The organism is Marinomonas phycocola (genome assembly GCF_047525455.1).
Taxonomy (GTDB): domain Bacteria; phylum Pseudomonadota; class Gammaproteobacteria; order Pseudomonadales; family Marinomonadaceae; genus Marinomonas.
The window spans coordinates 1-25,263 of record NZ_JBLIXL010000015.1 but is presented as its reverse complement, the minus strand read 5'-3'; the positions used below and the strand labels follow the sequence as shown (position 1 = coordinate 25,263).

The window sequence follows — 25,263 nt, the reverse complement described above, 5'->3', positions numbered from 1 at the left end:
CCATGGACATTATGTCATCCTTTAGTGTGTTTGGCGGCACCTTGTTATCACTTCTTTCGTCGCCAGCAAACCTGTTGTTGCTTTTAGGTGCATCGTTTGCCGGTATTATTTTTGGTGCGTTACCAGGACTGACCGCGACCTTAGGCGTTGCGTTGTTAACGACTTTAACCTATGGCATGGATGTTAATACGGCTTTGGTTGCGTTACTTGGCTTGTATGTGGGCGCAATTTATGGAGGCTCCTACCCTGCGATTTTGATTAATATACCGGGCACTGCCGCAGCGGCAGCTACTTCGTTAGACGGCTACCCGTTAGCCTTAAAAGGGCAAGGTGGACGAGCGTTAGGCTTAACAACGACCGCATCGTTAATCGGTACGTTAATGGGAATTTTGGTGTTGGTGATTGCTGCTCCATGGGTAGCGAAAATGGCGTTACAGTTCACTTCATTTGAATTTTTCTTATTGGCTTTATTTGGTATTTTGATTAGTGGCACGTTAACCAGCTCTGATTTGGTTATTAAAGGCTGGATTGCTGGGTTATTAGGTTTGGCAATCTCAACCATTGGGCGTGACCCCCTACAGTTTTTCCCTCGTTTTACGTTTGATATGCCAAACCTTGATCAAGGCTTAGAAGTGGTGCCTGTTTTGATAGGCGCGTTCGGCATTCCACAAGTTATTAAAGCATTGCGTAACAAAGAAAGCTTGGGTGCAATGCAAGACTTTGGGCGTATCTTACCAGAATGGTCTACCTTATTTAAAAATGGCAAAAACATCACCCGCTCCTCTATGATCGGCATCGGTATTGGTGCGGTTCCTGGAATTGGAGAAGACATTGCGGGTTGGGTTTCTTATGGGGCGGCAAAAAATACGTCTTCTCACCCAGATACATTTGGAACGGGTGAATCTGAAGGCATTATCGCATCAGAAACGGCAAATAATGCCTGTATCGGCGGCGCTCTGATTCCTTTGTTGACTCTGGGCATTCCGGGCAGTCCACCCGCGGCGATGTTATTGGGAGCACTGATGCTTCACGGCATTACGCCAGGGCCTATGATCGTAATAGAAAATCCTGCTTTCCTAATTGAAGTAACGGCCATTCTTGTATTGTGCTCTGTTGCCATGTGGGCAAATGGCATGTTCTTGGCCAAGCAGGTAGTTAAAGTGCTGAGTATTCCAGCGCCTATTTTCTTACCTGTTGTGACTCTCATGTGCATTCTAGGTTCGTACGCTTTGGGTTTGAATGTTTTTAATCTTTATATGATGGTGCTGGTTGGAATTTTTGCTTATTTCCTGGGTGAAATGCAGTATCCCATTTCTCCTCTTGTGATTGGTGTCATTCTTGGTCCTATGGCAGACGAGAACTTACGTCGTGCTTTGATGGTGTCTGAAGGCAGTTTAATGCCATTTATTGAGCGTCCTGTATCCATTCTTTTATTATTGGTTATTGTGCTTGTGCTGCTGACTAAAGTGCCGCAATACCCAATATTTAAAGGTTGGATAATGAAAAAACTGGGCTTCGGCCCTGCAAAGGTAAAAGGTGCTTAATATGAGTGTATTGTTGGGCTGTATTGCGGATGATTTTACTGGAGCAACAGACATTGCATCGGTATTACGTCGAGAAGGTATGCAGGTATTGCAGGTTAATGGTTTGCCAACGGAGGGAATGATTTACCCTGATTATGTGGATGCCATCGTTGTAGCGTTGAAGTCTCGTACAGAGCCAGTAAACGACGCTGTTGACTTGTCATTGAAGGCGTGTGACTGGTTGTTAGAGCAAGGTGTTGTACAGGTTTTCTTTAAATATTGTTCGACATTTGATTCGACACCAACAGGCAATATAGGCCCTGTAATCGACGCATTAATGACAAGGTTAAATACATTTAAAACCCTTGTCAGCCCAGGCTATCCTGAGAATGGGCGTACGGTTTATGGGGCTAACTTATTTGTTCTTGGTCTACCACTAGCAGAGTCACCAATGAAAGACCATCCATTAACGCCAATGCAAGATTCTAATTTGATGCGTTTGCTATCCACGCAAACAAAAGCACAGATTAAACAGGTGACGTGGCAACAAGTGCAGCAAGGAGAAGAGACGGTAAAGTCTGAGTTTGAATCCGCACAAGAGGAAACACCTACGATATGGGTGATGGATGCGTTAACCGATGATGATTTGATTACATCAACATTTGCCGCAGAAGACATGACGTTGCTCACAGGCGGTGCAGCACTTGCGCAAGGGTTGCCGGCTTTATATCGTAAAAAAGGCTGGATGAAAGAAGAGAGTGCGCAAAACAGTATGTTCTTACCAAAAGGCCATTCATTGGTATTGGCTGGCAGTTGTTCAACAGCAACCAGAGGGCAGGTTGAATGTTTTTTAGAGCATTACCCCGGTCTCTCTGTTGATCCATTAGCTTTGTCTAAAGATGAACAAGAATACACGAGGCTACTGCAATTTGTGAAAGAACATGTTGGAAATACGCCTGTTTTAATATACGCCAGTGATACACCGGAAAATGTAACGGCGATTCAGCAAGAATTAGGTCAAGATATTGCTGGTAAATTGGTTGAGTCGTGTCTCGCTCGTTTGGCGTTAGAAGCAACAGAGCATTTTAGTGTGACGAAGGTGGTTGTCGCGGGAGGGGAAACCTCGGGTGCTGTGGTTTCCGCATTACAGGCTAAGACATTGTTGATTGGCGACCCAATTGAACCCGGTGTGCCGTGGACGGTGTTACAAGGCGAGAAAAAAGTAGGAATAGCATTAAAATCTGGCAATTTTGGCTCCAGAGATTTTTTTCTAAAAGCGTTGTCTCGTGCTTCTAAGTAAGCCGTGTGTTAGGCCGATGTGATGTAAGGAATTTAATTATGTTTACGATTACTGTGACTTTTACGGTAAAAAACGAAGATGTCGATCGCTTTAGAACCTTGATACTAAATCAAGCTCAAGATTCATTAACGAAAGAGTTAGCTTGTCGTGTCTTTGATGTTGCTATCGGTGAGAGTAAAGAGGGCATTGTGCCGTTTTTTTTGTATGAACTGTACGATACTGAATCCGATTTTAAAGCACATTTAAACAGCACTCACTTTATTGATTTTAATAAAGTTAGTGCACCTTATGTGGTCAGCAAAGTGGTTGATGCTTGGGAGAGAATTTCCTCTTAGAGCCTGTGCATTTAGTGCATGGACTCCTTTTTATTTTTAGGAAGGCCATAGAGAAATTTTTTATGGCTTTTTTGTATTGAATTTGAGTATTTAAAGAAATTCCAATGTCTATAAAATGGGTGCGAAGAGTGTTTTAGCGGTTTTTCCTGGAATTTCCTTGGCGAGGCGAGGTACAAGGTATCCGGGTAATTCTGCGGCAACCTCCCCCATGAGTTTTTGCGCCTGTTCTAAAGGGAAATCAAAATGTGCAGCGCCTTCAACGGGATCAAAGAGAAACATGTAGTAGGGTAATATACCGTGTTTGAATAGAGCTTCACTAAGGTTAACTTGGCTTTCAAGAGTGTCGTTAATGCCTTTTAATATCACACCTTGGTTGAGCACTAGTGCACCAGCGTTTTTTAAACGTTGAACCGCTAAAGCTACGTCGGTCGCAATTTCATTGGCGTGATTAATATGAAGCACCATCACCACATCTAAGGGCGTCTGTTCAATCCATTGGAGCATATCAGGCGTCACTCGCTGAGGAATCACTACAGGCAAGCGACTGTGGATTCTTACGCGTGTTACTTGAGGTAAAGACTCAAGTGATTGAATGCGTTTACTAAGTTGGCTGTCTTTCATAATTAATGGGTCGCCACCACTTAAAATGACTTCATTAATAGAAGGGTGCTGCTCAATGTACTCTAACACAGATTGCCATTCATCTTGGGCGAGCTGGTTGTCACCGTAAGGGAAGTGTCGTCTGAAACAATAACGGCAATTTACCGCGCAAGTGCCCGTTGTAATGATTAACAAGCGGTTTTTGTATTTGTGTACTATCGCTTTTTGGGGTGTGTGTTCTGCTTCTTCTAATGGGTCTTTACCATAGCCTTCGATTGTTAAATTTTCAGAATGCACAGGGAGTATTTGTAACAATAGCGGATCATTTGGATTGTTTTTTTCGATTCTATCCAAATACGGTTTGGGTGCTAAGAGTTTAAATGGATGTGTGGCGTCTTCACTGGCGCTTGATAAATATTGAGGTAAGTGAAGATAATCTAAGAGTTCTGGAATCGAAGTGATGGCATTAGAAAGTTCTTGCTGCCAAGAAATAGCGGGTTCAGTTTGTGTTTTGATTCTGTTCACGTCAAATGTCTGCAAAATAAGATGAATATGGGTTATTATTGCGGCAAATTAAGTGATCGCTTTGATCACTCGCTCTGTAAAAGTCCCGCAAAGCGTTGTGCTTGCTTTACTTTTGCTGACCTCCTTTATACGACGAGTTAGCAAAGAGCGTTTATCTCAATGAAAACACGGTGAGGAATTATGGCAAATCATTCAACCAGCGATATGCGTACTGGTACTAAAGTTATGGTCGATAATGATCCATGTACGGTTTTGGAAAATGAACACGTTCGTCCAGGTAAAGGACAAGCGTTCAACCGTCTCAAACTACGTAACTTAAAAACAGGTCGTGTTTGGGAGCGTACGTTCAAGTCTGGTGATTCTCTTGAGGCGGCTGATGTCATGGAAACAGACATGGAGTACCTGTATACCGATGGTGAATTCTACCACTTTATGGCAACAGACGGCACCTTTGAACAACATGGTGCGGATGCAACGGCAGTAGCGGATACGGTTAAATGGCTTAAAGAGCAAGAAACATACATGATTACGCTTTACAACGGTGCACCGTTGTCCGTAACGCCGCCGAACTTTATTGAATTAGAAGTCACTGAAACAGACCCTGGTTTAAAAGGTGACACGGCAAATGGCGGCTCCAAGCCAGCAACGTTATCGACGGGCGCGGTTGTACGTGTGCCGCTTTTCATCAATATTGGTGAAGTGTTACGAATTGATACTCGTACGGGTGATTACGTGTCACGAGCAACAGGTAAATAAAGCCAGTTTAAAAAGAATGAGGTACGAGCACATTGGTTCTTTCATTGTGTGTTTGTTATCGAGAAAAAATCATGTCATTTAGGGAGATGCCATTTTGCCATCACTTTATAAAGACATGATTTTTTTGTTTGTGCGGTATTTTTTGCAATAGCGGGTTAATGCGTGACATCTTTGTCGGTCGAGACCCTGCCGTTTTGCTTTATCCAGAGTGCAGTCTTTTTTAGGGGCGATTTTTTCGTGGGTATTGATTTGGCAAGCCGAGAGATTGAATCCAACCAAAGTGTTACTTAGTGTATTGTTAGTAAATCATTTCAAGTTGCGTTCACCTACATTAAAATGCATTCAGTTTATGTAGGAAGTGATATGAGCAACTTAGGTACCGTAGAGAAAGCGTATCACGAGTCTGTGATGACGCATTTTGAGAACAAAACAAACGCGACTTTTTCTGAGCGTATTGAGGCACTGATTCATGAGTTCTTATCAACGGATCGAATCACATCCGAGTTGAATAACGATGAGTTGAATAAGATATTCTCACAGGTTTCTATTCCTGAAGAGGGGCTTGAAGAGTCGGATTACTTACAAGGTATGACGGAACATGTCATCGGTCATACAATTAATACGGGGTCTCCTTATTTTATCGGTCATATGACGACCTTGTTGCCGAGCTTTATGCGTCCAATTTCGAAATTAATCGCTACCATGAATCAGAATGTGGTGAAGGTAGAAACGTCAAAGTCGCTGACTTTTTATGAAAAACAAGCGTTAGCGATGTTGCATAAGGCGGTTTACAATCAGAATGACGATTATTATAAAACAGTCCTTTCAGATCACAGTAGCCCTCTTGGTTTAATTACATCAGGGGGCACTCTGGCGAACATCGCCGCGTTGCAGTGCGCGCGAAACCACTCATTAGCGCCTTTTGCAGATATTGAACAGGAAGGTTTTTTTGCGGCTCTTAATAAAGCAGGCTTTACACAAAGTGTGGTGATTGGCTCGTCTTTGGCGCATTATTCGATTGAAAAAAGCATGGGGTTATTGGGTTTAGGTAAGCAAAATCTGTTGTCTATTCCTGTTGACAAGAATCAAAAAATAGACTTAATGGCTTTACGCGAGACGCTGGTTAATTGTGCAAATCAACGTATTCATGTGAGTGCGATTGTCGGTGTTGCTGGCTCCACTGAATGTGGATCTTTTGATCCGTTATCCGAAATGGCCGATTTGGCTGAGGAGTTTGGTGTGTACTTCCATGTAGATGCTGCATGGGGTGGGCCATTGGTTTTTTCTGATCAACATCGTAATTTATTGTCTGGTGTTGAGCGTGCTGATTCAGTGACCATTGATGGACACAAGCAACTGTATTTACCAATGGGAATTGGGATTGTGCTGTTTAAAAACCATGAGACAGGCAGATTGATTACGAATGAGGCCAATTATATTATTCGAGCCGCTTCCCCAGATTTAGGACGAATGGGAGTGGAAGGCTCGAGACCTGCGAATGTGTGTTATTTGCAAGCGGCTCTGTGTTTGATCGGTAAAAAAGGCTACGCTCACTTGCTTGATAACAGCATTAAGACAGCTCATCAAATGGCCAGTGATATTCAGTCTTCTCTTGATTTTGAATTATTGAATGAACCGCAAGCGAATATCTTTCTGTATCGCTTTATTCCTGAAGCGTACCGTGGTCTGACTCAATATTCAGTGGACGATAATCAGGAGATAGATCGTTATAATATCCAGCTGCAGGAATTGCAATTAAGTCGGGGGGCAACATTTGTATCACGAACGCTTTTTAAGATTGATTCTGAGCAATCTGTTGTGGGGTTGAGAGTGGTTATCGCAAACCCGTTAACTACGGTGATGCATTGCCGAGCGGTACTAGAGGATCAGCGCAACATTGTTAGGAGCTTGGAGTCGTCACAGGCATAGAGACGTTATCTCGTATTTTTTATTCATACTTTTGCCTTCTATTATTCACACGTCAGAGCGATAACGAATTTACGATGTATCAAAAACAGCAATGGCAGCCCAGTACTGAAATAGCGACTTTACGCAAACGAGCGGAATTGTTTTCTCAAGTACGTCACTTTTTTTATGAGAGAAATGTGATGGAGGTGGACACTCAAATGCTTTCTTTAGCGTCCATCTCCGATCCTCATATTGAAAGTTTAAGTTTGCAAACTGCGATAGAAGGCAAACCGACGACCTATTATTTACAAACGTCTCCTGAGTTTGCCATGAAGCGATTGCTTTGTGCTGGTGCAGGCAGTATTTACCAACTTGGAAAAGTGTTCCGTGCAGAAGATCGAGGCCGTCGTCATGCATTGGAATTCACCATGCTTGAATGGTATCGCGTTGGTTTTGATCATTGGCAATTGATGGATGAAATTGAGCAGTTATTAAAGCGTGTTGCCAACAATGAACGGCTTGTGTGTGAACGCATGAGTTATAAAGAGACGTTTGAAACGGTTTTAGGGTTTAATCCTTATGCGGTAGGCTTAAAAACACTGCAAACCGTGTCTTATCAACACACCGAATATGGTTTAGCAGAAACAGACCGTGATACCTTATTGGAATTGTTGTTTAGTCATGTAATTGAACCAAAAATAGGCTGGCAACAACCGTGTTTTATCCATAGCTACCCGGCCTCTCAAGCAGCATTGGCGAAAAAAATTCAGGTGGATGGTGATGATATTGCGGCACGCTTCGAGCTTTATTGGCAAGGAATGGAATTGGCGAATGGTTATTTTGAATTAACGGACGCCGATGAACAGGCCGAACGCTTTGCTGAGGAAATGGCTCAACGATCTTTACTTACATTGGCGCCTCGTCAGGTTGATGAACGATTGGTTTCAGCGTTAGAGGAGGGGATGCCCAGTTGTGCTGGTGTGGCGCTTGGTATTGATCGTTTATTGATGTTGCTTTGTCAGATAGATCATATTAATCAGGTGATTCCATTCGCTGATGACAGAGCGTAATCCGCACTAGAAAGTGATAGGGCACGATAAAGAGAAAGGAGTTGGAGAGAGTGTCGAAAACACAAGATGCTAAGTTACGTCTCACTTGGTTTGTGATTGCCTCGTTATTTGTTTTGGTGATGATTATTTGGCGAGGCGGTGATTTTCTAAAGCAGCAAAAGCTACAAGCATTGCAACAAGACGCTTCCATACAACTAGATCAATTGGGTGAAGTGCTAGAAAATGCCATTACCAAATATCAACACATGCCAGCCTTGTTGGCATCCAAGGATCGAGTTCGAAAAGCGCTAAGAGAGGGACTTGTCTCAGACATCAATCAGCTAAATCGAGAATTAGATCAAATAAACCGAATTACTGAAGCGTCGAACAGTTATATTTTAGATAAACATGGTTATACCATTGCCGCATCAAACTATGCGATGCAAGGGAGTTTTGTCGGCAAGAACTTCGCCTTTAGGCCCTACTTTAAACAGGCTATAGAGGGAAGTCTTGGTCGGTATTATGCTCTTGGAACCACATCCAACCGTCGTGGCTATTTCTTTTCTTACCCTGTCTATGATGGGAATGCCATTGTTGGTGTGGCGGTCGTGAAAATTGAATTAGAGCCTTTTGAAGAGCGGTTTTCCAATCAAGGGTACGAATTTCTATTGCTTGATCCGGATCAAGTTGTATTCGGCAGTTCACGTCCAGAATGGCTTTATAAAACCATGGAGCCACTTTCACATAAAGAGCTGGAGCGAATCGCAAACAGTAAGCGTTATAAAGATCAGCAGTTGTTCAAACTCCCTATTCTTAATGTTAAAGAATTTGATAAACAATCCCGTGTCGTTGAGTTTCTAAAAGCGTCTATCTCTTCTAAGCATGAAGATCGTTTTGAGCGTGTGGGGTATTTAGAAATGCGTCGCCCCATTCGCTTATTGGGCTTCCAAATTGCGTCTTTGTCACCGTTAAACCCTATTAATGACAGTGTTTTTCTGTGGCGTATGTTTGTTATTGGTAGTGTTACCATCATTGTGTTGATTACAGGGTTGGCGTTTTCACGGCGTCGAATGTTAAAAGAGCGTTTAGTAGCGAACGAAATGAGTCGCCATAATGACGCCTATATTCGTGCCATTATTCAAAATACACAGGCAGGTTTAGTTACTCTTGATCAAGATAAGCGTATTGAATCGTTTAACCCTGCCATAGAATCCCTTGCAGGGCATTCTTTATTGCCTTTTATCGGCCAAAAGTTGGATAGCCTTTATCAAAAGGATGTGTCATCCGAGATAGAAAAGAGCATCCAGTTTACTTCCGATAAGGATGAATTAAATTTCACTACGACGGAGGGCGTTTTGCGTTGTGAAGGAGATACGCCTAAAGCCGTTGAAATGAATTTATGCCTAATAGAATTGCCCCATCAGCGGAAGTATCTGGTTACTTTTCATGATATGACCGAGCGTAAGCGTTATGAGCGAGAAATTACCCAATCACGTACCGCGTTAGAAGTACGAGTTAAGGAAAGAACATTTGAATTAGAAGAGGCCAATCATCGTCTTCGAAAAGAAATTGATAAACATAAAGAAACGCAAAGAGAGCTTATTCAAACCGCAAAGTTAGCGGTATTAGGACAATTGAGTGCGGGTATCAATCATGAGTTGAATCAACCTCTCACCGCTATGCGAGCATTCTCGGAAAATGCACTGACCTTTTTAAAGCGTAATAATTTACCGTCTGTTGAAAAAAACTTGCTACAGATTAATTCATTAAGCCAGCACATGGGCGATATTGTGGCTCGCCTTAAAGTATTTGCTCGAAAAGGAGAGGTGCAACAGGGGGCCGTTCCATTGCAGCAAACGATTCTAGCGGCGGTGAGTATTATCGAATCACGCTTAAAAGACAGAGGCATTGCATTAATAGTTCCTGAGGATCATGCGGTCTCTGTGAAGGCTGATAGGGTTTTTTTGGAACAAGTGCTGGTTAATTTATTGTCAAATGCAGTGGATGCAGTGACGGAAAATAAAGAGGTTGAGCCTTCTATTATGATTAGTGTGTATCCAGTAGACCGTCAACGCATTGTGGTAAAGGTATCGGATTCTGGTCATGGATTAACGGCTGAAGCGCGTAAACATTTATTTGAACCGTTTTATACCTCTAAGCCCCATGGTGCAGGGTTAGGACTGGGTCTATCCATTAGTCAGCGTATTATTGAATCGATGAATGGGAAAATTTATGCAAATACAAATACAGAGAGTGGGGCGGAATTTTCTATTGAACTATTGCTTTACTCCAGTGTTGAGGATGAATAAATGCATTGCATCGATCTACTTATGTTTACGATATTCAAATAAAGGAAATGCATAATGTCTAGTTCTGGTGAAGTGATACTGATTGATGATGAACATTCGGTGCGCATGGCCATTGCGCAGACATTAGAGTTAGACGATTTTGAGGTGCATGAATTTTCTAATACAGAAGGCGTAATAAAAACAATTTCAATAGATTATTCAGGAATCATCGTCAGTGATATTAATTTGCCAGGGCAAAGTGGCCTAGCATTGTTTGATGATATTAAATTGGTTGATTCTGAAATCCCCGTGATTTTGATTACTGGGCACGGCGACATCAGCATGGCAGTAAATGCCATCCGCAAAGGCGTGTATGACTTTATTGAAAAACCTTTCTCTAATGCCGAGTTTCTTGAAGTGGTTCGCAGAGCCATGGAGAAGCGAAAATTATTACTCGAAAATAGACACTTACGATTAGAGCTTGCTGCTCAAAATGCCCCCGGCCCAAGAATCATAGGTAATACGCCAAGTATTCATACGCTAAGAAGTGTGCTGGTGCATGTGGCCGACACGGCGGCAGATATTATGATTTTTGGTGAGACAGGGACAGGGAAAGAGTTGGTTGCCCGTTATATACATGAGCATAGCGTGCGTCGAACGGCTCAGTTCGTGGCGATTAATTGTGGTGCCGTACCTGAATCGATGATGGAAAGTGAGTTATTTGGCCATGAGAAAGGGGCTTTTACTGATGCAAAACAGCAGCGTATAGGCAAGCTTGAGCATGCAAACAATGGCACACTCTTTTTAGATGAAATTGAAAGTATGCCAATGAGTATGCAAATTCGTTTGTTGCGAGTGTTAGAAGATCGAAAAATTGAACGTCTAGGCTCGAATAAGATCATCGATCTAAATTTAAGAATCCTGGCGGCCACAAAAGTGGATTTAAAACAGCTTAGTGAAACGGGAGCGTTTCGAGAAGATTTGTATTATAGGCTGAATGTCGTGCGTGTTGATATTCCCCCTTTGCGCGAACGTACGAGTGATATTTCCCTGCTGTGGCAGCATTTTTGTTTGGTTGCAACGGCTCAGTACAAAAGGGAGTCACAACCTTTGTCTGCCTCCAGAATGCACAGCTTATTAACTTATGATTGGCCTGGTAATGTCCGTGAGCTAAGAAATCTAGCAGAGCGATACATTCTAATGGGAGAAAGTGGTTCATTCGAGTTTGACGAAATCATTAGTAATGAGGCAAATCCAGGCGTTATGACATTGCCAGATCAAGTCGAACGTTTTGAAAAAACGTTATTAGAACAAGAGTTGCTGCGCCAAAAAGGCTCAATTAAGGGCACAATGGAAGCATTGGGTCTGCCTAGAAAAACACTTTATGACAAAATGCGTAAATACAATTTGGATAAAGACATTTATAAGTAACTTAACAGCGTACTTGAGTGAAAGATGGTAATGCTTTGTACCTTTATTTCTTTATTGACTATAGAAAGTGCAATCTGAAGTAAGTCTTCTATTCTTAATAAAAGGTTTGCTATTTTGGTCGTTCTCAGCACAAGATGTGTGACTTTAAACGCTATAAATATAAAAAAGGTAAATTATTTTATCCTTATTCGTTTTGCCATGTCTTATCGGGATACCTCAAATAAATTATGGTCATGGCGCCGTATTCATTTATTGCTTATTTTTTTGTGTTGCTCGCTGTTTTGAGTACGTTTATTACACACGATAGTGTGTGAGTTTTGTAGGCTGTATAAGGACTGTAAACATGAAAGCACTTTTTGAAGTTCATCTCAGGTTAGTGATTACAGTATGGATGATTTTAATTGCCGTTCTAAGCCTTCACTATTTAATGAATGTTATGAAATTCGACAGTTTGATGTCGAATGTCGTTTCGTCCAAACTGGATGTGATTTCTTCCTCTCTAGAGACTTCCATTTTAAAAGCTGACCGTCTCGGCATCCCTCTTAAATCGGCGACAAATGTATCTGATTTGATGGAGAAAGCCAAACAAAGGGATAAAAATGTAACCAGTATCGATGTAATTGATCTGCAAGGTAAGATGATTTTTTCTACCGATCATGTTTCATCGTCTCTTTTTCCAAATGGAGAGGTAACTCGCCGAGCCTTGAAGTCGTCTGATAAAAACTGGAATTTAAGTACGGAGGTTTATCTCTATAGTGGTATGCAGTTATTTGACGGCTCCGAGAGTTTGATTGGCAGTATCATTATTACCTATGACAAAGCGTCTTTTTATGGTGTTTACTCGTACGTTCAATTACATCTATTAGAAATGGCCATTTTTATTTTCTTATTTTTTGCTGTGATTGTTTTATTAATTATTCAATTTGGATTTAGTGATGTCACTAATATCATAAAGCTTATTCAAGTTCATTCTGATGGACGTGAAGAAGAAACTCCCCTAGTAGTAAAAGGAAGTATTTCATCTGTATTTGCGGATCAAATAGAGCAAAGTAAAAAGATGAGAAGTAAAGTCGTTCAAGAACTGGAAGAGGCTCAGAGCTTATCAGAAGAATCGTCGATACTTAAAGGGAAGAAGTAATGAATAAAGAAAAAAGTATGGCTAGCTTGATTAATCGTCGTCTTATTTTGGTGACGATAACGAGTTCGCTGTTGGCTTCTATTTTAAGCGCAATGTACACACTGGCTGAGTTCAATTTTTCAATAAAGCCAGAAATACTGAAAAAAACAAATGCTGTTTCTCAAGTTATTCATGATGATGTGGAGTTGGCCATTATTTCAGGAGTGCCCTTAGATCGTATTCGAGGTATGGATGCATACCTTTCTGAGACGCTGGAGAAATACCCTGAGTTGACCTTTATAGCCGTTGTGTCGAAAGACAATAAGCCGCTGTATTCTGCGGGTGAATTATTGAGTTTGAATAGTGCTCAAGATATGGGAAAAGGGGCGGAAACCATCTCTTATTTTAGCGCGTCTCTTTTTGATCGGTTAGAGTTAATTAAAGAGGAGTTGTTTGGCTTTATTCCTGCTTTTTCGAATGAGTCTCAAAGTAAAGATGTTTATGAAATGAACATCAATTATCAAGACAGCCGAGTGGGAGGTGTGTTTGTTGGATTGAATTCTAACTTTATACGCAGCCAGTTAGCGGACATGTTTTTTGATATTGTTATTGTACTCGTTGCGGTTTTACTTGTGTGTTTTGAAGTCGTGATGGTCGTGGTAATGTTTTACATCTCAGGGCCTTTGGAAGAGTCTAAATCCATTCTTAAAAGGCAAGTGGATGGTGACTTTTCGATTAAAGATTCGGTACCTAGTCGAGGGTCAATAGGGCATTTTATAGCCAAATTAAATGATGATTCGAAAGACCTACAAGGGAAGTTCGTAAAAACATGTATTAGCGTTTCTGAAGAGAATACGGACGAAGTTAAAATAGAGGAAAAAAAAACACGCCTGCAAAAAATTGCTGAACGTTTTAATTTGCAAACAAAATTGGGTATGAAGAATGGAGACATTCTAGATGCTCGAATTCCTTTGTTTGTTTTCTCGTTTGCGGAAGAATTACAAAAGTCCTTTATGCCTTTGTTTGTCTCAGAGTTCTATGAGCCGAATCAATGGATCTCTCGTGATGTCATGCTTGGCTTACCTATATCTGTTTTTATGTTAGTCATTGCGGTATCTACGCCTTTTTTTGCTAAATGGGTCGATAAGTTTGGGCAAAAGCCTTTGTTCTTAATGGGGCTTATTCCTGCTATCGCTGGTTATCTAGGTTGTGCATTTGCTCAAGACAGTATGGGCATTGTTATCTCTCGTGGTATTACCGCCTTTGGTTATGCATTAATTACCATTAGTTGCCAGAGCTATATAGCGGCGGTTGTTTCGTCTGAAAACAGGGCAAAAGGCATGGCAATATTTGTTGGTGTACTAATGACGGCAACCATGTGTGGTACGGCATTAGGTGCAATCATCGCCGATCGAATAGGCTATCAACCGGTATTTTTAATATCTGCTGTATTAGCCTCGTTCTCAGGGCTTCTTGCGTGGAGAATGTTTTCTGGATCCGTTAGCGTTGAGCCAAAGAAAGTGTCTGCAAATGGCGAGTCGGGTTTATGGTCACTAGCGAAAAATGTGAAATTTGTCTCGCTTGTTATTTGTTGTGCGATTCCGGCAAAAATCGTATTAACAGGTTTCTTATATTTCATGGTTCCTCTGTATTTGGTCTCTTTAGAAGCGAGCCAGTCAGAAATAGGCCGTATTATGATGATTTATTCATTAATCATTATTCCGTTAAGCCCTATTGCATCTGGTATCGCAGATAGAACTAAGAAAATGAAAGAGCTTGTTGTATTAGGAACTCTATTATCAGGCGGTATATTAATTTCTCTTTATGGTGAGGCGTCTTTCTTTAAAGTATTGCTTGCTGTTGCTTTGATGGGGGTTGCTCACTCTATACTGAAAGCACCTTTGATTGCGTCTGCTCTTGAAGCTGCCGAAGACACACCAGAAGTAGGAAAGACAACAGTGCTCAGTACTCTTAGAACATCAGAACGTATTGGAGGTGTTCTTGGGCCTGTTATTGTGGCGGTTTTATTGGCATTTTATGACTTTGGTGAAACTATGATGGTTATTGGTATTGGAATAGTGCTTTCTGGTGTCATGATGATGCTATTCTTAAGGAAGTCTGAAAACGCTGTAGAAGAGGTCGCACCATGAAACAACTAATTTTATGTCTTGCTTGGCTTTTTGGTAGCATAGTATCAATTTCTACGTTTGCTGATGACGTGGTTAATAACGATTCTCTTCAACAAGATGCGTCGCCTCAAACTGTTTATATGGTTGTATGGCGAGGATGCGAAGATGCTTGTAAAGGTTTTCAAAGCTATTTAAAAGAATCAGGCGTTGCTGCAAATGTGATTGTGCGTAATGCTAATCGAAGTAAAAGTAATCTAAGTGGGTTTGTTGAAGAAGCAAAGGCTTTAAATCCAGATCTTGTTGTCACTTGGGGAACGACTGTTAGTAAAGGCGTTATTGGTACTATTGAAGAATTTGGGGAAACAACAAAGTTGGGCGATATTCCAGTTTTGTTTATGATCGTAGCAGACCCTATTGGCGCAAATATAGTGGATTCTTATGAACACAGCGGGCGCAAAACGGTGACGGGAATTCGTAACAGGGTTCCTGATGAAGTGCAGATTCGAGCAATGAGAGAATATTTTCCCGTCGAGCGTATAGGCGTTATTTATTCGGAAGCGGAGTTAAATTCAACGTTAAACACTGATAACTTACAAAAGCTGTCTAAAACGATGAAGTTTGAGCTTTTTAAAGAGCTATACAAATTAGACGACAAAGGAAAGCCGTATCCTAATCAGTTTGATACTTTAATGTCTTCTTTATCGGAGAAGAATGTTGACGTTGTGTATGTTGGTTCCAGTTCTTATAACTTGGATCATGCTGATGAGTTCACCAGTGCGGCATTAAAGTACAAAATACCTGTTGCAAGTGCTTATGATTCTATGGTTACCAACTCCAATGCATTAATTTCAGTCTCTAATAAGTACTACCGAGTAGGGCGTTTTGCAGGTAGTCAAGCGAAGAAAATACTGGTGGATGGTGATACTCCTGGGGACTTAGAAGTGGCCTCATTAAGCCAGTTCTCTATTTCAATTAATATGTCTACTGCAAAATTAATCGATTTGTATCCCCCAATACATCTGATTCGTTTTGCTGATTTGGTTAATGTTCAACACTAATTGATACGCTTTCGGTAGTGCCTAAAACATCATGAGAATAGGATTTTTGAGGGAGAGTTTGAACGTGATATAAAGCAGAGGTTAGAGAAGGTCTTTGCGGAGTTAGCTGAATATTTAGTGCGCATATCTAGTGAGCATTGAGTTCAAAAGCAACCCTAAGCAGACAAGGTAATCTACTCGGGGCTAATGCTCTTGGAATGTACTCTACTTAATTAATGATCTCAGGTCCCATCACCGCATAAGGCAAGAAGGTTGAGATCGCAGGAATATAGGTGACAAGGACTAAAAATACCATTAGCACGGCGACAAAAGGCATGGCCGCTTTAACCACTTTCGCTAAACTCATTCCAGTGATGCCGGATGTGACAAACAAGTTGAGACCTATCGGTGGCGTGATCATACCAATCTCCATGTTAACCACCATAATGATACCCAAGTGAATGGGATCGACACCCAGTTGCATTGCGATTGGGAACACAACAGGTGCAACAATCACTAATAAGCCGGAAGGCTCCATAAATTGCCCACCAATCAACAGCAAGATGTTCACGGCAATCAAGAACGTGAACCAGTTAAACCCAGCTCCTAACATCCATTCAGTGATCATTTGAGGGATACGTTCTGAGGATAAGGTGTGTGCAAATAAGAAGGCATTGGCAATAATAAACATCAACATGATGGTTGTTTTTGTGCCTTCAAACATGACTTTACGCGACTCTTCTCCAAGCAATGCAGGGAAGAAGCAGCGCCCCATAAGGCTCAAATTACGTCCCCATATTGGAATGCCTGAAAGCAGACAAGTAAGAATGGATTCAGAAACCTGCTTGCCGCGTACGAACACATAGAAAACAGCAATGCCAATGGACATGATTAATCCCCAAATAGCACGGTCTCCCCCAGTAATGGTTTCATTATCAGAAAGCGCAAAGAAAGACAGAATCTCCCACACTAAGAAGAAAGACACGCCGTAGACCAGGCCGTTAAAGCCAATCTTGGCAACCTTAGAATCGGATTCAATGACCCAAGGTGTGTCTTTCAGTGGCCCCATGTCTCGATAAACAAACAGTGCAATAAACATGGAATAGATGGCCGCAACGACGGCCGCTTCCGTCGGCGTGAAAACACCACCATAAATCCCGCCCATGATGATGACGATGAGGAACAGCCCCCACCCAGCTTCTTTACCACCTTGGACAATGGCCCCAAAGCCTTTCCATTCTTCTGAAGGCAGCCCTTTGATACGGGCAACAACATAGATCGCCAACATCAACATACCGCCAGCCATTAAACCAGGAATAACCCCCGCTAAAAACATACGGCCAACAGACACATCGGTTGCCGCCGCATAAACGACCATCACGATAGAAGGAGGAATCAATATGCCTAATGTACCCGCATTTGCAATGATGCCAGCCGCAAACTCTTTCGAATAACCAACTTGTCGCATACCTGCAATGGCGATGGTACCAATGGCAACCACTGTGGCAGGTGATGAACCAGATAGAGCCGCGAACATCATACAAGCAAGTACAGACGCCATTGCAAGGCCACCTCTAAAGTGACCGACACTAGCAATAGCAAAGTTAATTAATCGTTTCGCCACACCGCCTGTCGACATATAGGACGAGGCCACAATAAAGAAAGGAATGGCTAGAAGGGTGTAGTGTGTGCCAACACCAAACAATGAAATAGCAACGGATGACAATGAATCATTCGAAAAGAAAGTAATAAATAGAATGGATGATAGCCCTAGGGATATACCAACGGGTAATCCGATAAAGAGCAAAGCCAATACTAGAGTGAATAAAATAATGGATTCCACGAGGCTCTCCTAACAGGGCTAATCTTTAAGAATGTTTTTGTTTTCTTCGACAAGGTCTTGTGCTTCATGACCACTGATCAGCATAGTGCGTTTGCCTGTCCAAATATCGTAAAATGCCTGTATAGAGCGGTATGACAATAGTGCTAAGCTGATTGGTAAGATGACTAAGACAAGCCAACGTTGAACACGAGGTCGGATATCAAACATATCTTGAATGAAAATAGGGTAGCGTAACTCTTCGGTGCCAATGCCTATTTTGAACATTTTTACCCAGTACTCGATGGCACCACCACGAATTTCTACGCCTAATAAGGCAATCCATGTGGAATCCAAAAGGATCAATCCGTACAAGCAAGCGCAGGCAGCGCCAAATAAAGACAGTGCCTTGCTGATGCGTGCGGGAACGGCGTTTAAGACAATGTCCACACCAAGGTGAATGCCGGTTTTTATACCGTAACTCATGCCTAAAAGAATCAGCCAAGAGAACGCTAAGGTATTAAACTCTAATGCCGCAGACCAACCTGTATTGAAACCATAGCGAGCAATGACTTGACCAAATGAAACCGCCATAATAGAGGCAAGTATGATCACCATGAAATTTTCTTCAAAACGTTCCATTTTTTGAGGGTAAGCTTTTTCTAATCCCCAAATGATGGCAATTAAAATAAGCAGATAAAAATGCGGCCAGTATGGCATGTGACAGTCTCCTAAACGAATCCGCATTCGCACGTAATGACGAATATTGATCGTTAACCAGATAAATAGAGAGTAATGGGGTCTCTAACTTAAATTAGATAATGTAAGTCATATAAATCATAGGGTTAGATGGACTGAATGCGATAACACATTCAGTCCATTTATTCATGAGAGAAGGAACTGATTAACAATTGATTACGCTTCTGCTGCGGATTGAATCAATTTTTTACCAATGTCTCTTTCAAATTCAGACCAAACAGGTTTCATTGTGTCGACCCATTCTTGACGTTGAGCGGGTGTCAGTTCGTTGATTTTACCGCCTGCTTTCAAGATGTTGGCTCTGTTTGCCGCTTCGGCTGCTTTAACCGACTCATTGGCTGCTTGAGTCACTTCGTCTGCGATTTGAAGAAATTGCGTACGAACATCGTCGTCTAGACCATCAAGGAATTCAGAAGACGTCATAAACAAATACGCCAATAGCTGGTGGTTAGTTTCTGTTACGCTGTCTTGCACTTCAAAGAATTTCTTGGTGTAGATGTTAGACCAGGTATTTTCTTGACCATCAACAACACCTGTTTGTAAGGCACCGTATACTTCAGAAAACGACATTGCTTGTGGTGATGCCCCCATCGCGCTGATCATCTTCTTCGCGACATCAGATGTTTGCACTCGGAACTTCATGCCTTCAGCATCACTCGGCACGATCAATGCTTTTTTAGCAGAGAAGTATTTCATTCCAGACATCCAGTAACCTAAACCAACAAACCCAATGGACTCTTCCATTTCGTTTAGTAGGCCTTTGCCTGCTGGCGATTTAGTAAAACGAATGGCCGCATCCATGTCCTTAAAGATAAAAGGCAGATCGAACACGCCAAATTTTTCAGTATAAGAACCAAATTTAGACAGTGACGGTGCCAGTAACTGAACATCGCCTAATAACAGTGCTTCCAATTCTTTTGAATCACCAAATAATGTGGAATTTGGGTACACTTCAATACACAATTTACCGTTCATTTCGGTATTGACTCGTTCTGCTAAGTTATTTGCTGCAACCACTTTTGGGTGTGTTGTACCGCCTGTTACATGACTCAGCTTGGCAACGGTTTCACCTGGTTCACAGCTAGCGGATGCTGTACCCGCTGCAAGTGTTAGGGCAAGAGTAGAAAGTGCAAGGCTAATTTTTTTCATTGTTTTATAGCTCCGAGTTCGATCATTATTATTGTGTTTTTTGAAAACGATAAGGCAAGTCAAAAGACATTGGCTGTGATAGTAACAGCACAATCAATGCCACTTTGTTAAAAAATAATAACGTATTGATTTTAAAAAACTAAAAATAAATAGAGTTTGTTTCTATTTGGAAAATAGGCGGAATCCCACCTATAAAAAAAGTGTCATCGGGGGGAAAGTCGCCAGTTTTAAACTCTGTCATACGATCTAACCCCTTTTCATTATTTTGGAACACACAAAAGGCCTTCGTCTTTTCAGCCTATTTAAAGCCTCGGTTAGTTTCCGAATTAGAATAGTCGTTCTCTCTTTATTACCTTTACTGCATCTTACCGACAAGCTGCCTCGCTCCAAATTAATGTCTTGAATACGAACTCGTAAACATTCACTAATCCTAAGCCCCAATCCATAAAGCAATGAAAATATTAAATGATCTCGGTCATTCAAACAGCTTAGTCTTTTTTGAATTTCATTAGCGTCTAAAACAATAGATAATCGCCTACCTTGCTGAGCATACTGAAATCCTAAATCTCCCAATGATTTATCGAGCAGTTTGTTTTTTAAGTTGCCAATAATTGGCTTGTTTTGTCTAAAAAAAATAATCACAATGTTGCATGTTTGTGTTGGAAAGGAAGCAAAAGATCTTTTAGTATCAATGGATAGCAATCTCCTCAGCAGAAATAACAGGCCGTGGATAAATGTGTAAAAAACGCGCATGGGCATTATTAAAATGTTAGGCAACACACTATGAATCCTGCACAAATAGGCAAAAACTACGACACAATTACAGACCTTTGGTCTGATGATCGATTCAATATGAAAAACGGAATCGATCAACACAAAAGAGCGATATCCTTTGTAAAGTCGAAAGGCAAGGCCCTTGATGTTGGTTGCGGAAGAACTGGGAGAATAATGGATTTGCTGGCCAAAGAAGGCTTTAAGCCTGAAGGCTTAGATATCTCAGAGAAAATGATCGCGCTAGCTCGAAGCCGTAATCCAGAATGGAATTTCTATCAAGAGGATATCTGTTCCTATCCTTTATCAGAAAAATATGACTTCATAACTGCTTGGGATAGCATTTGGCATATACCATTAGATGAGCAAGTTAGTGTGATATCAAAACTGGTAAGTGCGTTAAACCCCAATGGCGTCATGATATTTTCGTTTGGTGGGGTTAACGAAAAGGGAGATCATACTGATGATGCTATGGGGCCAATGATGTATTACTCATCTCTAGGAACAAATGGCTTCATACAAGTGTTTCTCGATAATGACTGTACCATCAAACACTTACAGTTTGACCAGTACCCAGAGCTGCACACATATATAGTGGCGCAAAAAATTGCCTAACAAAGCCATCAATTTGATCGTCTTACGCTGCGCGTCTTGTCTAAACAATAACCGTATATGTGCTCAAATTGTATTAGCAGATGTATGGAAAGTGTTTTAGTATCAATGAATAAAAATTCATGGACTGTTCTTTTTCATAAATAACGCTTTGTGGATAAACGATATAACCCGCATCCTTGTTTTTGGTTGTGTGTAGCGGTCATAAAACTCATAACTTTAAGATAGCCTTCTATCCCTTAATTAAAGAAAATACAGATTAACTGTCGTTTTCAAAGGAAACATGGAGCTCAAATGGACTATTCTCTTAAGAAAAAACTTGACTTTAAACGTTTTTTCTGCCCCTATTTAGTAAAGTTTGATGAGTCTGGTGATGGCGTCTACGCATCAAAAAAGGCCATGCCAATCAGTATGACGTTAACGACTAACCCTTATGGGTCTAGCCCGACTATCGAAACAGAGCCAGCAGACAAGAACATTTCTTCATATCCTTTTGAACAAACCAAAAAAATTACAAAAGAAAATTGCAGAAAAATTAAATTTAGATGAAGACAATGTTTTATTAGGGAATGGAATTGATGGACTAATTGCAGAAATAAGTAGAGCAGTATTAACTATTTCAAGTCATGTCGTCTTACCGCAAGTAACGTTTCCAAATATGATGTTTACAGCAAAATTATGTGGTGCAGCTATTAGTTATGTCTCTATGGAAAATGAAATATACCTTAATCTAAAGCAATTCAAGCACGTTATTAGAGCAAATACTAAGATCGTTTATCTTTGTAACCCAAACAATCCAACTGGGGAATATCTCTCTCCAGAGTCAATCATTAACAATCTATACAGCGACGATTATATATTAATCGTTGATGAAGCAAATATCGAATTTTGTAACGCGGCGCGATTTTTGGCACAGCTTTGCGCGATAAATGGCAGGTTAAAATTGGTTAAGATGTTGAAATGATATTCCAATAAAATGGGAGGCGTTGCCCCCCATTTTATTGCTTGATGCTACTTAGATCTTAGTGAAGATAGTTGGCTTTCTGCTTGGTCTCTTTTGACTGCTGTTGCGAGTTCATTTGTTACAACCGTTTGACCGACGGGAACAAGAGACGCTGCTGCTAGTTTGATATGCTGAATCCCGAAAGGAATACCAATAATGGTGATACAGCACAATACTGCACTGATGACGTGACCGATGGCTAACCATAGACCAGCAAAAATGATCCAGATGATATTGCCAATCAAACCTAACCCACCCGTACCAATATCATCTTTTTGATTTAGCAGTTTACGTGAGATAACTTGCTTCCCAAATGGAAAGAAAGTGAGCTTGGCAATCATGAAGCAGCTTCTAGCCCATGGAAGACCAACTATCGTTATCGCCGCTAAAAGACCGAAGAAAAGCCAAAGCAGTCCCATTAAGAAACCGCCAAGTAAAAACCAAATAATATTTCCTATAAGACTCATGTTCTACCCCTGTGTCGTTGATTTTGAACGCGTAAAATACAGCCATCCAAACATCCTGACAAGTACAAAAAACACAATAGAAACTATCCACGCAACTGGTCGCCAGTACCATGTGAGACGTTTGACGTCGCGGCGCATTGCTTGCAGAAATTTCCAGTCGCATTCAAAGCGGCGGATTTCGTCACCACCCTCTTGATAGCCTTCGTCGTGTTTGTCACATGATGCTTCGAAGAACCAGCCGAAGAATAGCCAAGTCAGCCAGCGTGGTATCCAGCTTGGGCCACATCCGTTAGGCATCAAAGAGTCCCTCCTAAAATAAACAGGTTATCTAAGTCGTCTTGTGCTAATCCAAGTGACTCGGCCATAGTATTTAGGCTTATCCAATCCCTGCGGACAACTCCTGAGGCGATACGAGACATCCATTACTTGATGGATATTTTTCTAATCACTGTTTAAACTAAGAAAACAAACTCAAGGATGAGGTGAGAATTATGCCAAGGGCCAGAAGTCAGCAAGTCAGTTTGTCTGATACTCCGTATTATCATTGCATCAGCCGATGCGTTCGTCGTGCTTTTCTATGTGGCGAAGATGTCGTTACAGGAAAAAGTTTCGAACACCGTCGTGGTTGGATTGAAGCGCGTTTGCTGTGTCTATCTCAAATCTTCTCTATTGATGTTTGTGCCTATGCCGTGATGAGCAATCACCTTCATATCGTGTTGCATGTTGATGATAAACAAGCCAAAATTTGGTTTACACACGAAGTATTGAAGCGCTGGCATTCTCTTCATAAAGGCACGTTATTTACTCAACAGTATTCTCGTGGCGAAACCATGCCTGCGTATGCGGTTGAGTTGGCTGAAAGGTCTGCGGAGGCTTACCGCCAGAGATTGTCTGATATCAGTTGGTTTATGAGAGAGCTGAACGAGCCGATTGCGAGACAAGCCAATTTTGAGGATGACTGTACTGGTCGATTTTGGGAAGGGCGTTTTAAATCTCAAGCCTTGTTAGACGAAGCCTCGATTCTGGCTTGTATGGCGTATGTGGATTTGAATCCTATCCGAGCAGGTATTGCGGCTACACCTGAAACGTCAGAATTCACCAGTATCAAAAAGAGGGTGGAGTCGGCTGAAAAAGGCAGGCAACCCAAAACCTTGTATCCGTTTGTTGGTAACGAGCGCAAAGACAATGTAAAAGACTCTTCAAAAAACACGCCAAAAGGCATTGTATTTAAACTAACAGATTATCTGCAACTGGTTTATCTGACAGGGCGTATTGTCCGACATGATAAACGTGGTGCGATTGATCTGTCTTTGTCTCCAATACTTCAACGGCTTGGCATCGATTCAGAAAACTGGATGGAAATTGCTACGAAATTTGAAATGAATACGCATGGTGTCGTCGGTCAAACCCAGAGTATGGAGCGTTACAAAAACAGCCAACCAAGAGCAAGACCAAATAAACGCTGTTGCGCATTACTCTCGTAATCTAAGTTTCATTTAATCTTATATTGAAAACCCCTTTCTTATCACGTCGTAAGCAACCTTGATCGTTTAAAAAACATGATTTTATTGAAATTAGAGTATGATCATGTCTGTTATCTGCTTATTTTTTTGTATCTGCCTCTGTGTAATTGATTAAATGTGGGAGGCTTTTTTGACTGTATATTATTGGGTGTCCTGAATTTTTTTCTTGGGTGTCCTGAACTTTTTTCTGAACTTTTTTTCATTAGCGTCTAAAATAATAGGTAATCGCCTACCTTGCTGAGCATACTGAACCCCTAAATCTCCCAATGATTTATCGAGCAGTTTGTTTTTTACGTTGCCAATAATTGGCTCGTTTTGTCTAAAAAACAATCACAATGTTGCATGTTTGTGCTGGAAAGGAAGCAAAAGATCTTTTAGTATCAATGGATAGCAACCTCCTCAGCAGAAATAACAAGCCGTGGATAAATATGTAAAAACGCGCACGCTCGCTTTTCCTGTTTTGGATTTGTGGATAGACTGATAAAAATATTATATTTCAGTTGCTTATAAGGTTTTTAAGAAGTTTTTCAAATTGTCTAAACGCGCATGAGCATTATTAGAATGTTATGTAACTACAGGAGTATTGTGATGGAATTAAGGCTCGTTTCAGAAAAAACTATTAACGGAATATCGACTAGAACAAATAATGCGGCAGAAATGAGTCCAAATGGAAAAATACCCGCATTGTGGCAATCTTTCTATGAAAGTATTCCTGTTGACTATAAAAATGGTGAACGTGTTTACGGCGCTTACTACAACTACGAATCAGACCATAACGGGATGTTTACGGTTCTCGCAGGTTTTGATGGTCAGTCATATCCGTCAAATGTAGATATTGAGCAAATAACCATTCCTAAAGGTAAGTACCTAGTGTTCATACATAAAGGGGAAATGCCTCAAATCGCCATCGATGCATGGACAGAGGTTTGGGAATATTTCTCTAATGAAAGCTGTGAGCATCAAAGGTTGTTTTCAACAGACTTTGAATATTACCCAAACGACAATGAAATAGAAATCCATATTGCGGTGCAATAGTTACATAACAAGTGACTATGGTGTCAATTCCTAATGTTAAACCATTTTAGGGTTCCACATGACACCATCTCTCACCATCGAATTTATGATCACTACGAGCTTTCTTATACAGGCAATAATGGCGACT

At 41.2% G+C, this 25,263-nt stretch carries 22 protein-coding genes; 15 read left to right on the top strand and 7 right to left on the bottom strand.

Going from position 1 to position 25,263, the window contains the following annotated elements; genetic code table 11:
- The first annotated feature begins 2 nt into the window (after positions 1 to 2).
- Genes ACMUMJ_RS11540 through ACMUMJ_RS11530 form a run of 3 tightly spaced genes read left to right on the top strand, consistent with a single transcriptional unit; the run spans position 3 to position 3,158 of the window.
- Entirely contained in the window at positions 3 to 1,544 is a 1,542-nt protein-coding gene (locus tag ACMUMJ_RS11540) for a tripartite tricarboxylate transporter permease (RefSeq protein ID WP_414678992.1), read from the top strand.
- Position 1,545: 1 nt separating this feature from the next.
- Entirely contained in the window at positions 1,546 to 2,823 is a 1,278-nt protein-coding gene (gene otnK, locus ACMUMJ_RS11535) for a 3-oxo-tetronate kinase (RefSeq protein ID WP_414678991.1), read from the top strand.
- Between the two features lie 38 nt (positions 2,824 to 2,861).
- Positions 2,862 to 3,158 carry a putative quinol monooxygenase gene (locus ACMUMJ_RS11530; RefSeq protein WP_414678990.1) on the top strand — a complete coding sequence of 99 codons (297 nt, stop codon included), beginning with the start codon at positions 2,862 to 2,864 and terminating at the stop codon, positions 3,156 to 3,158.
- A gap of 108 nt (positions 3,159 to 3,266) precedes the next feature.
- Here ACMUMJ_RS11530 and epmB read toward each other — a convergent pair whose 3' ends face one another.
- Entirely contained in the window at positions 3,267 to 4,283 is a 1,017-nt protein-coding gene (epmB, locus tag ACMUMJ_RS11525; protein WP_414678989.1) for an EF-P beta-lysylation protein EpmB, read from the bottom strand.
- 180 nt (positions 4,284 to 4,463) lie between these two features.
- On the opposite strand from epmB, the gene efp reads away from it, so the two are divergent.
- The 8 genes from efp to ACMUMJ_RS11485 all read left to right on the top strand — a co-directional run bounded on the left by efp (position 4,464) and on the right by ACMUMJ_RS11485 (position 16,019).
- The gene (efp, locus tag ACMUMJ_RS11520) at positions 4,464 to 5,039 is read left to right on the top strand and encodes an elongation factor P (protein WP_414678988.1); all 576 of its coding nucleotides are present in this window, start codon (positions 4,464 to 4,466) and stop codon (positions 5,037 to 5,039) included.
- A gap of 363 nt (positions 5,040 to 5,402) precedes the next feature.
- Positions 5,403 to 6,968, top strand: a complete 1,566-nt coding sequence (locus ACMUMJ_RS11515) for an aminotransferase class V-fold PLP-dependent enzyme (RefSeq protein ID WP_414678987.1) — start codon at positions 5,403 to 5,405, stop codon at positions 6,966 to 6,968.
- 74 nt (positions 6,969 to 7,042) lie between these two features.
- Positions 7,043 to 8,017, top strand: coding sequence for an EF-P lysine aminoacylase EpmA (epmA, locus tag ACMUMJ_RS11510; RefSeq protein ID WP_414678986.1), 975 nt, complete (start codon positions 7,043 to 7,045; stop codon positions 8,015 to 8,017).
- Between the two features lie 50 nt (positions 8,018 to 8,067).
- Entirely contained in the window at positions 8,068 to 10,305 is a 2,238-nt protein-coding gene (locus tag ACMUMJ_RS11505; RefSeq protein WP_414678985.1) for an ATP-binding protein, read from the top strand.
- Between the two features lie 54 nt (positions 10,306 to 10,359).
- Positions 10,360 to 11,715: a sigma-54-dependent transcriptional regulator gene (locus ACMUMJ_RS11500; protein ID WP_414678984.1), complete on the top strand. Its 1,356-nt coding sequence runs from the start codon at positions 10,360 to 10,362 to the stop codon at positions 11,713 to 11,715.
- Positions 11,716 to 12,058: 343 nt separating this feature from the next.
- Complete coding sequence (locus ACMUMJ_RS11495; RefSeq protein ID WP_414678983.1) at positions 12,059 to 12,853, top strand: hypothetical protein; 795 nt, start codon at positions 12,059 to 12,061, stop codon at positions 12,851 to 12,853.
- Positions 12,853 to 14,982 (top strand): MFS transporter, encoded by a 2,130-nt coding sequence (locus tag ACMUMJ_RS11490; RefSeq protein WP_414678982.1) that lies wholly within the window; start codon positions 12,853 to 12,855, stop codon positions 14,980 to 14,982. Before ACMUMJ_RS11495 ends, ACMUMJ_RS11490 begins: the two co-directional genes overlap by 1 nt.
- Positions 14,979 to 16,019 carry an ABC transporter substrate-binding protein gene (locus tag ACMUMJ_RS11485; RefSeq protein ID WP_414678981.1) on the top strand — a complete coding sequence of 347 codons (1,041 nt, stop codon included), beginning with the start codon at positions 14,979 to 14,981 and terminating at the stop codon, positions 16,017 to 16,019. Before ACMUMJ_RS11490 ends, ACMUMJ_RS11485 begins: the two co-directional genes overlap by 4 nt.
- 208 nt (positions 16,020 to 16,227) lie before the next feature.
- Here ACMUMJ_RS11485 and ACMUMJ_RS11480 read toward each other — a convergent pair whose 3' ends face one another.
- From ACMUMJ_RS11480 to ACMUMJ_RS11465, 4 genes are all read right to left on the bottom strand, one after another.
- Entirely contained in the window at positions 16,228 to 17,841 is a 1,614-nt protein-coding gene (locus ACMUMJ_RS11480; RefSeq protein WP_414678980.1) for a TRAP transporter large permease, read from the bottom strand.
- 18 nt (positions 17,842 to 17,859) lie between these two features.
- Complete coding sequence (locus tag ACMUMJ_RS11475) at positions 17,860 to 18,537, bottom strand: TRAP transporter small permease (RefSeq protein ID WP_414678979.1); 678 nt, start codon at positions 18,535 to 18,537, stop codon at positions 17,860 to 17,862.
- A 195-nt stretch (positions 18,538 to 18,732) separates the two neighbouring features.
- A complete protein-coding gene (locus ACMUMJ_RS11470; protein WP_414678978.1) occupies positions 18,733 to 19,725 on the bottom strand; it encodes a TRAP transporter substrate-binding protein in 993 nt (330 codons plus the stop codon).
- A 246-nt stretch (positions 19,726 to 19,971) separates the two neighbouring features.
- On the bottom strand, positions 19,972 to 20,478 hold the full coding sequence (locus tag ACMUMJ_RS11465) for a tyrosine-type recombinase/integrase (RefSeq protein ID WP_414679043.1): 507 nt from the start codon (positions 20,476 to 20,478) through the stop codon (positions 19,972 to 19,974).
- A 30-nt stretch (positions 20,479 to 20,508) separates the two neighbouring features.
- On the opposite strand from ACMUMJ_RS11465, the gene ACMUMJ_RS11460 reads away from it, so the two are divergent.
- Positions 20,509 to 21,111 carry a class I SAM-dependent methyltransferase gene (locus ACMUMJ_RS11460; RefSeq protein ID WP_414678977.1) on the top strand — a complete coding sequence of 201 codons (603 nt, stop codon included), beginning with the start codon at positions 20,509 to 20,511 and terminating at the stop codon, positions 21,109 to 21,111.
- Positions 21,112 to 21,541: 430 nt separating this feature from the next.
- Positions 21,542 to 22,072: an aminotransferase class I/II-fold pyridoxal phosphate-dependent enzyme gene (locus ACMUMJ_RS11455; protein ID WP_414678976.1), complete on the top strand. Its 531-nt coding sequence runs from the start codon at positions 21,542 to 21,544 to the stop codon at positions 22,070 to 22,072.
- A 47-nt stretch (positions 22,073 to 22,119) separates the two neighbouring features.
- Here the strand turns inward: ACMUMJ_RS11455 and ACMUMJ_RS11450 are convergent, their stop codons facing one another.
- Together ACMUMJ_RS11450 and ACMUMJ_RS11445 are read right to left on the bottom strand one after the other, a co-directional pair.
- Complete coding sequence (locus tag ACMUMJ_RS11450) at positions 22,120 to 22,578, bottom strand: YccF domain-containing protein (protein ID WP_414678975.1); 459 nt, start codon at positions 22,576 to 22,578, stop codon at positions 22,120 to 22,122.
- A gap of 3 nt (positions 22,579 to 22,581) precedes the next feature.
- Positions 22,582 to 22,878: a hypothetical protein gene (locus ACMUMJ_RS11445; RefSeq protein WP_414678974.1), complete on the bottom strand. Its 297-nt coding sequence runs from the start codon at positions 22,876 to 22,878 to the stop codon at positions 22,582 to 22,584.
- 191 nt (positions 22,879 to 23,069) lie between these two features.
- Here ACMUMJ_RS11445 and ACMUMJ_RS11440 point away from each other — a divergent pair, with 191 nt between their 5' ends.
- Both ACMUMJ_RS11440 and ACMUMJ_RS11435 read left to right on the top strand, forming a co-directional pair.
- A complete protein-coding gene (locus ACMUMJ_RS11440; protein ID WP_414678973.1) occupies positions 23,070 to 24,062 on the top strand; it encodes a transposase in 993 nt (330 codons plus the stop codon).
- A gap of 627 nt (positions 24,063 to 24,689) precedes the next feature.
- A complete protein-coding gene (locus ACMUMJ_RS11435; protein ID WP_414678972.1) occupies positions 24,690 to 25,136 on the top strand; it encodes a GyrI-like domain-containing protein in 447 nt (148 codons plus the stop codon).
- Positions 25,137 to 25,263 lie beyond the last annotated feature (127 nt).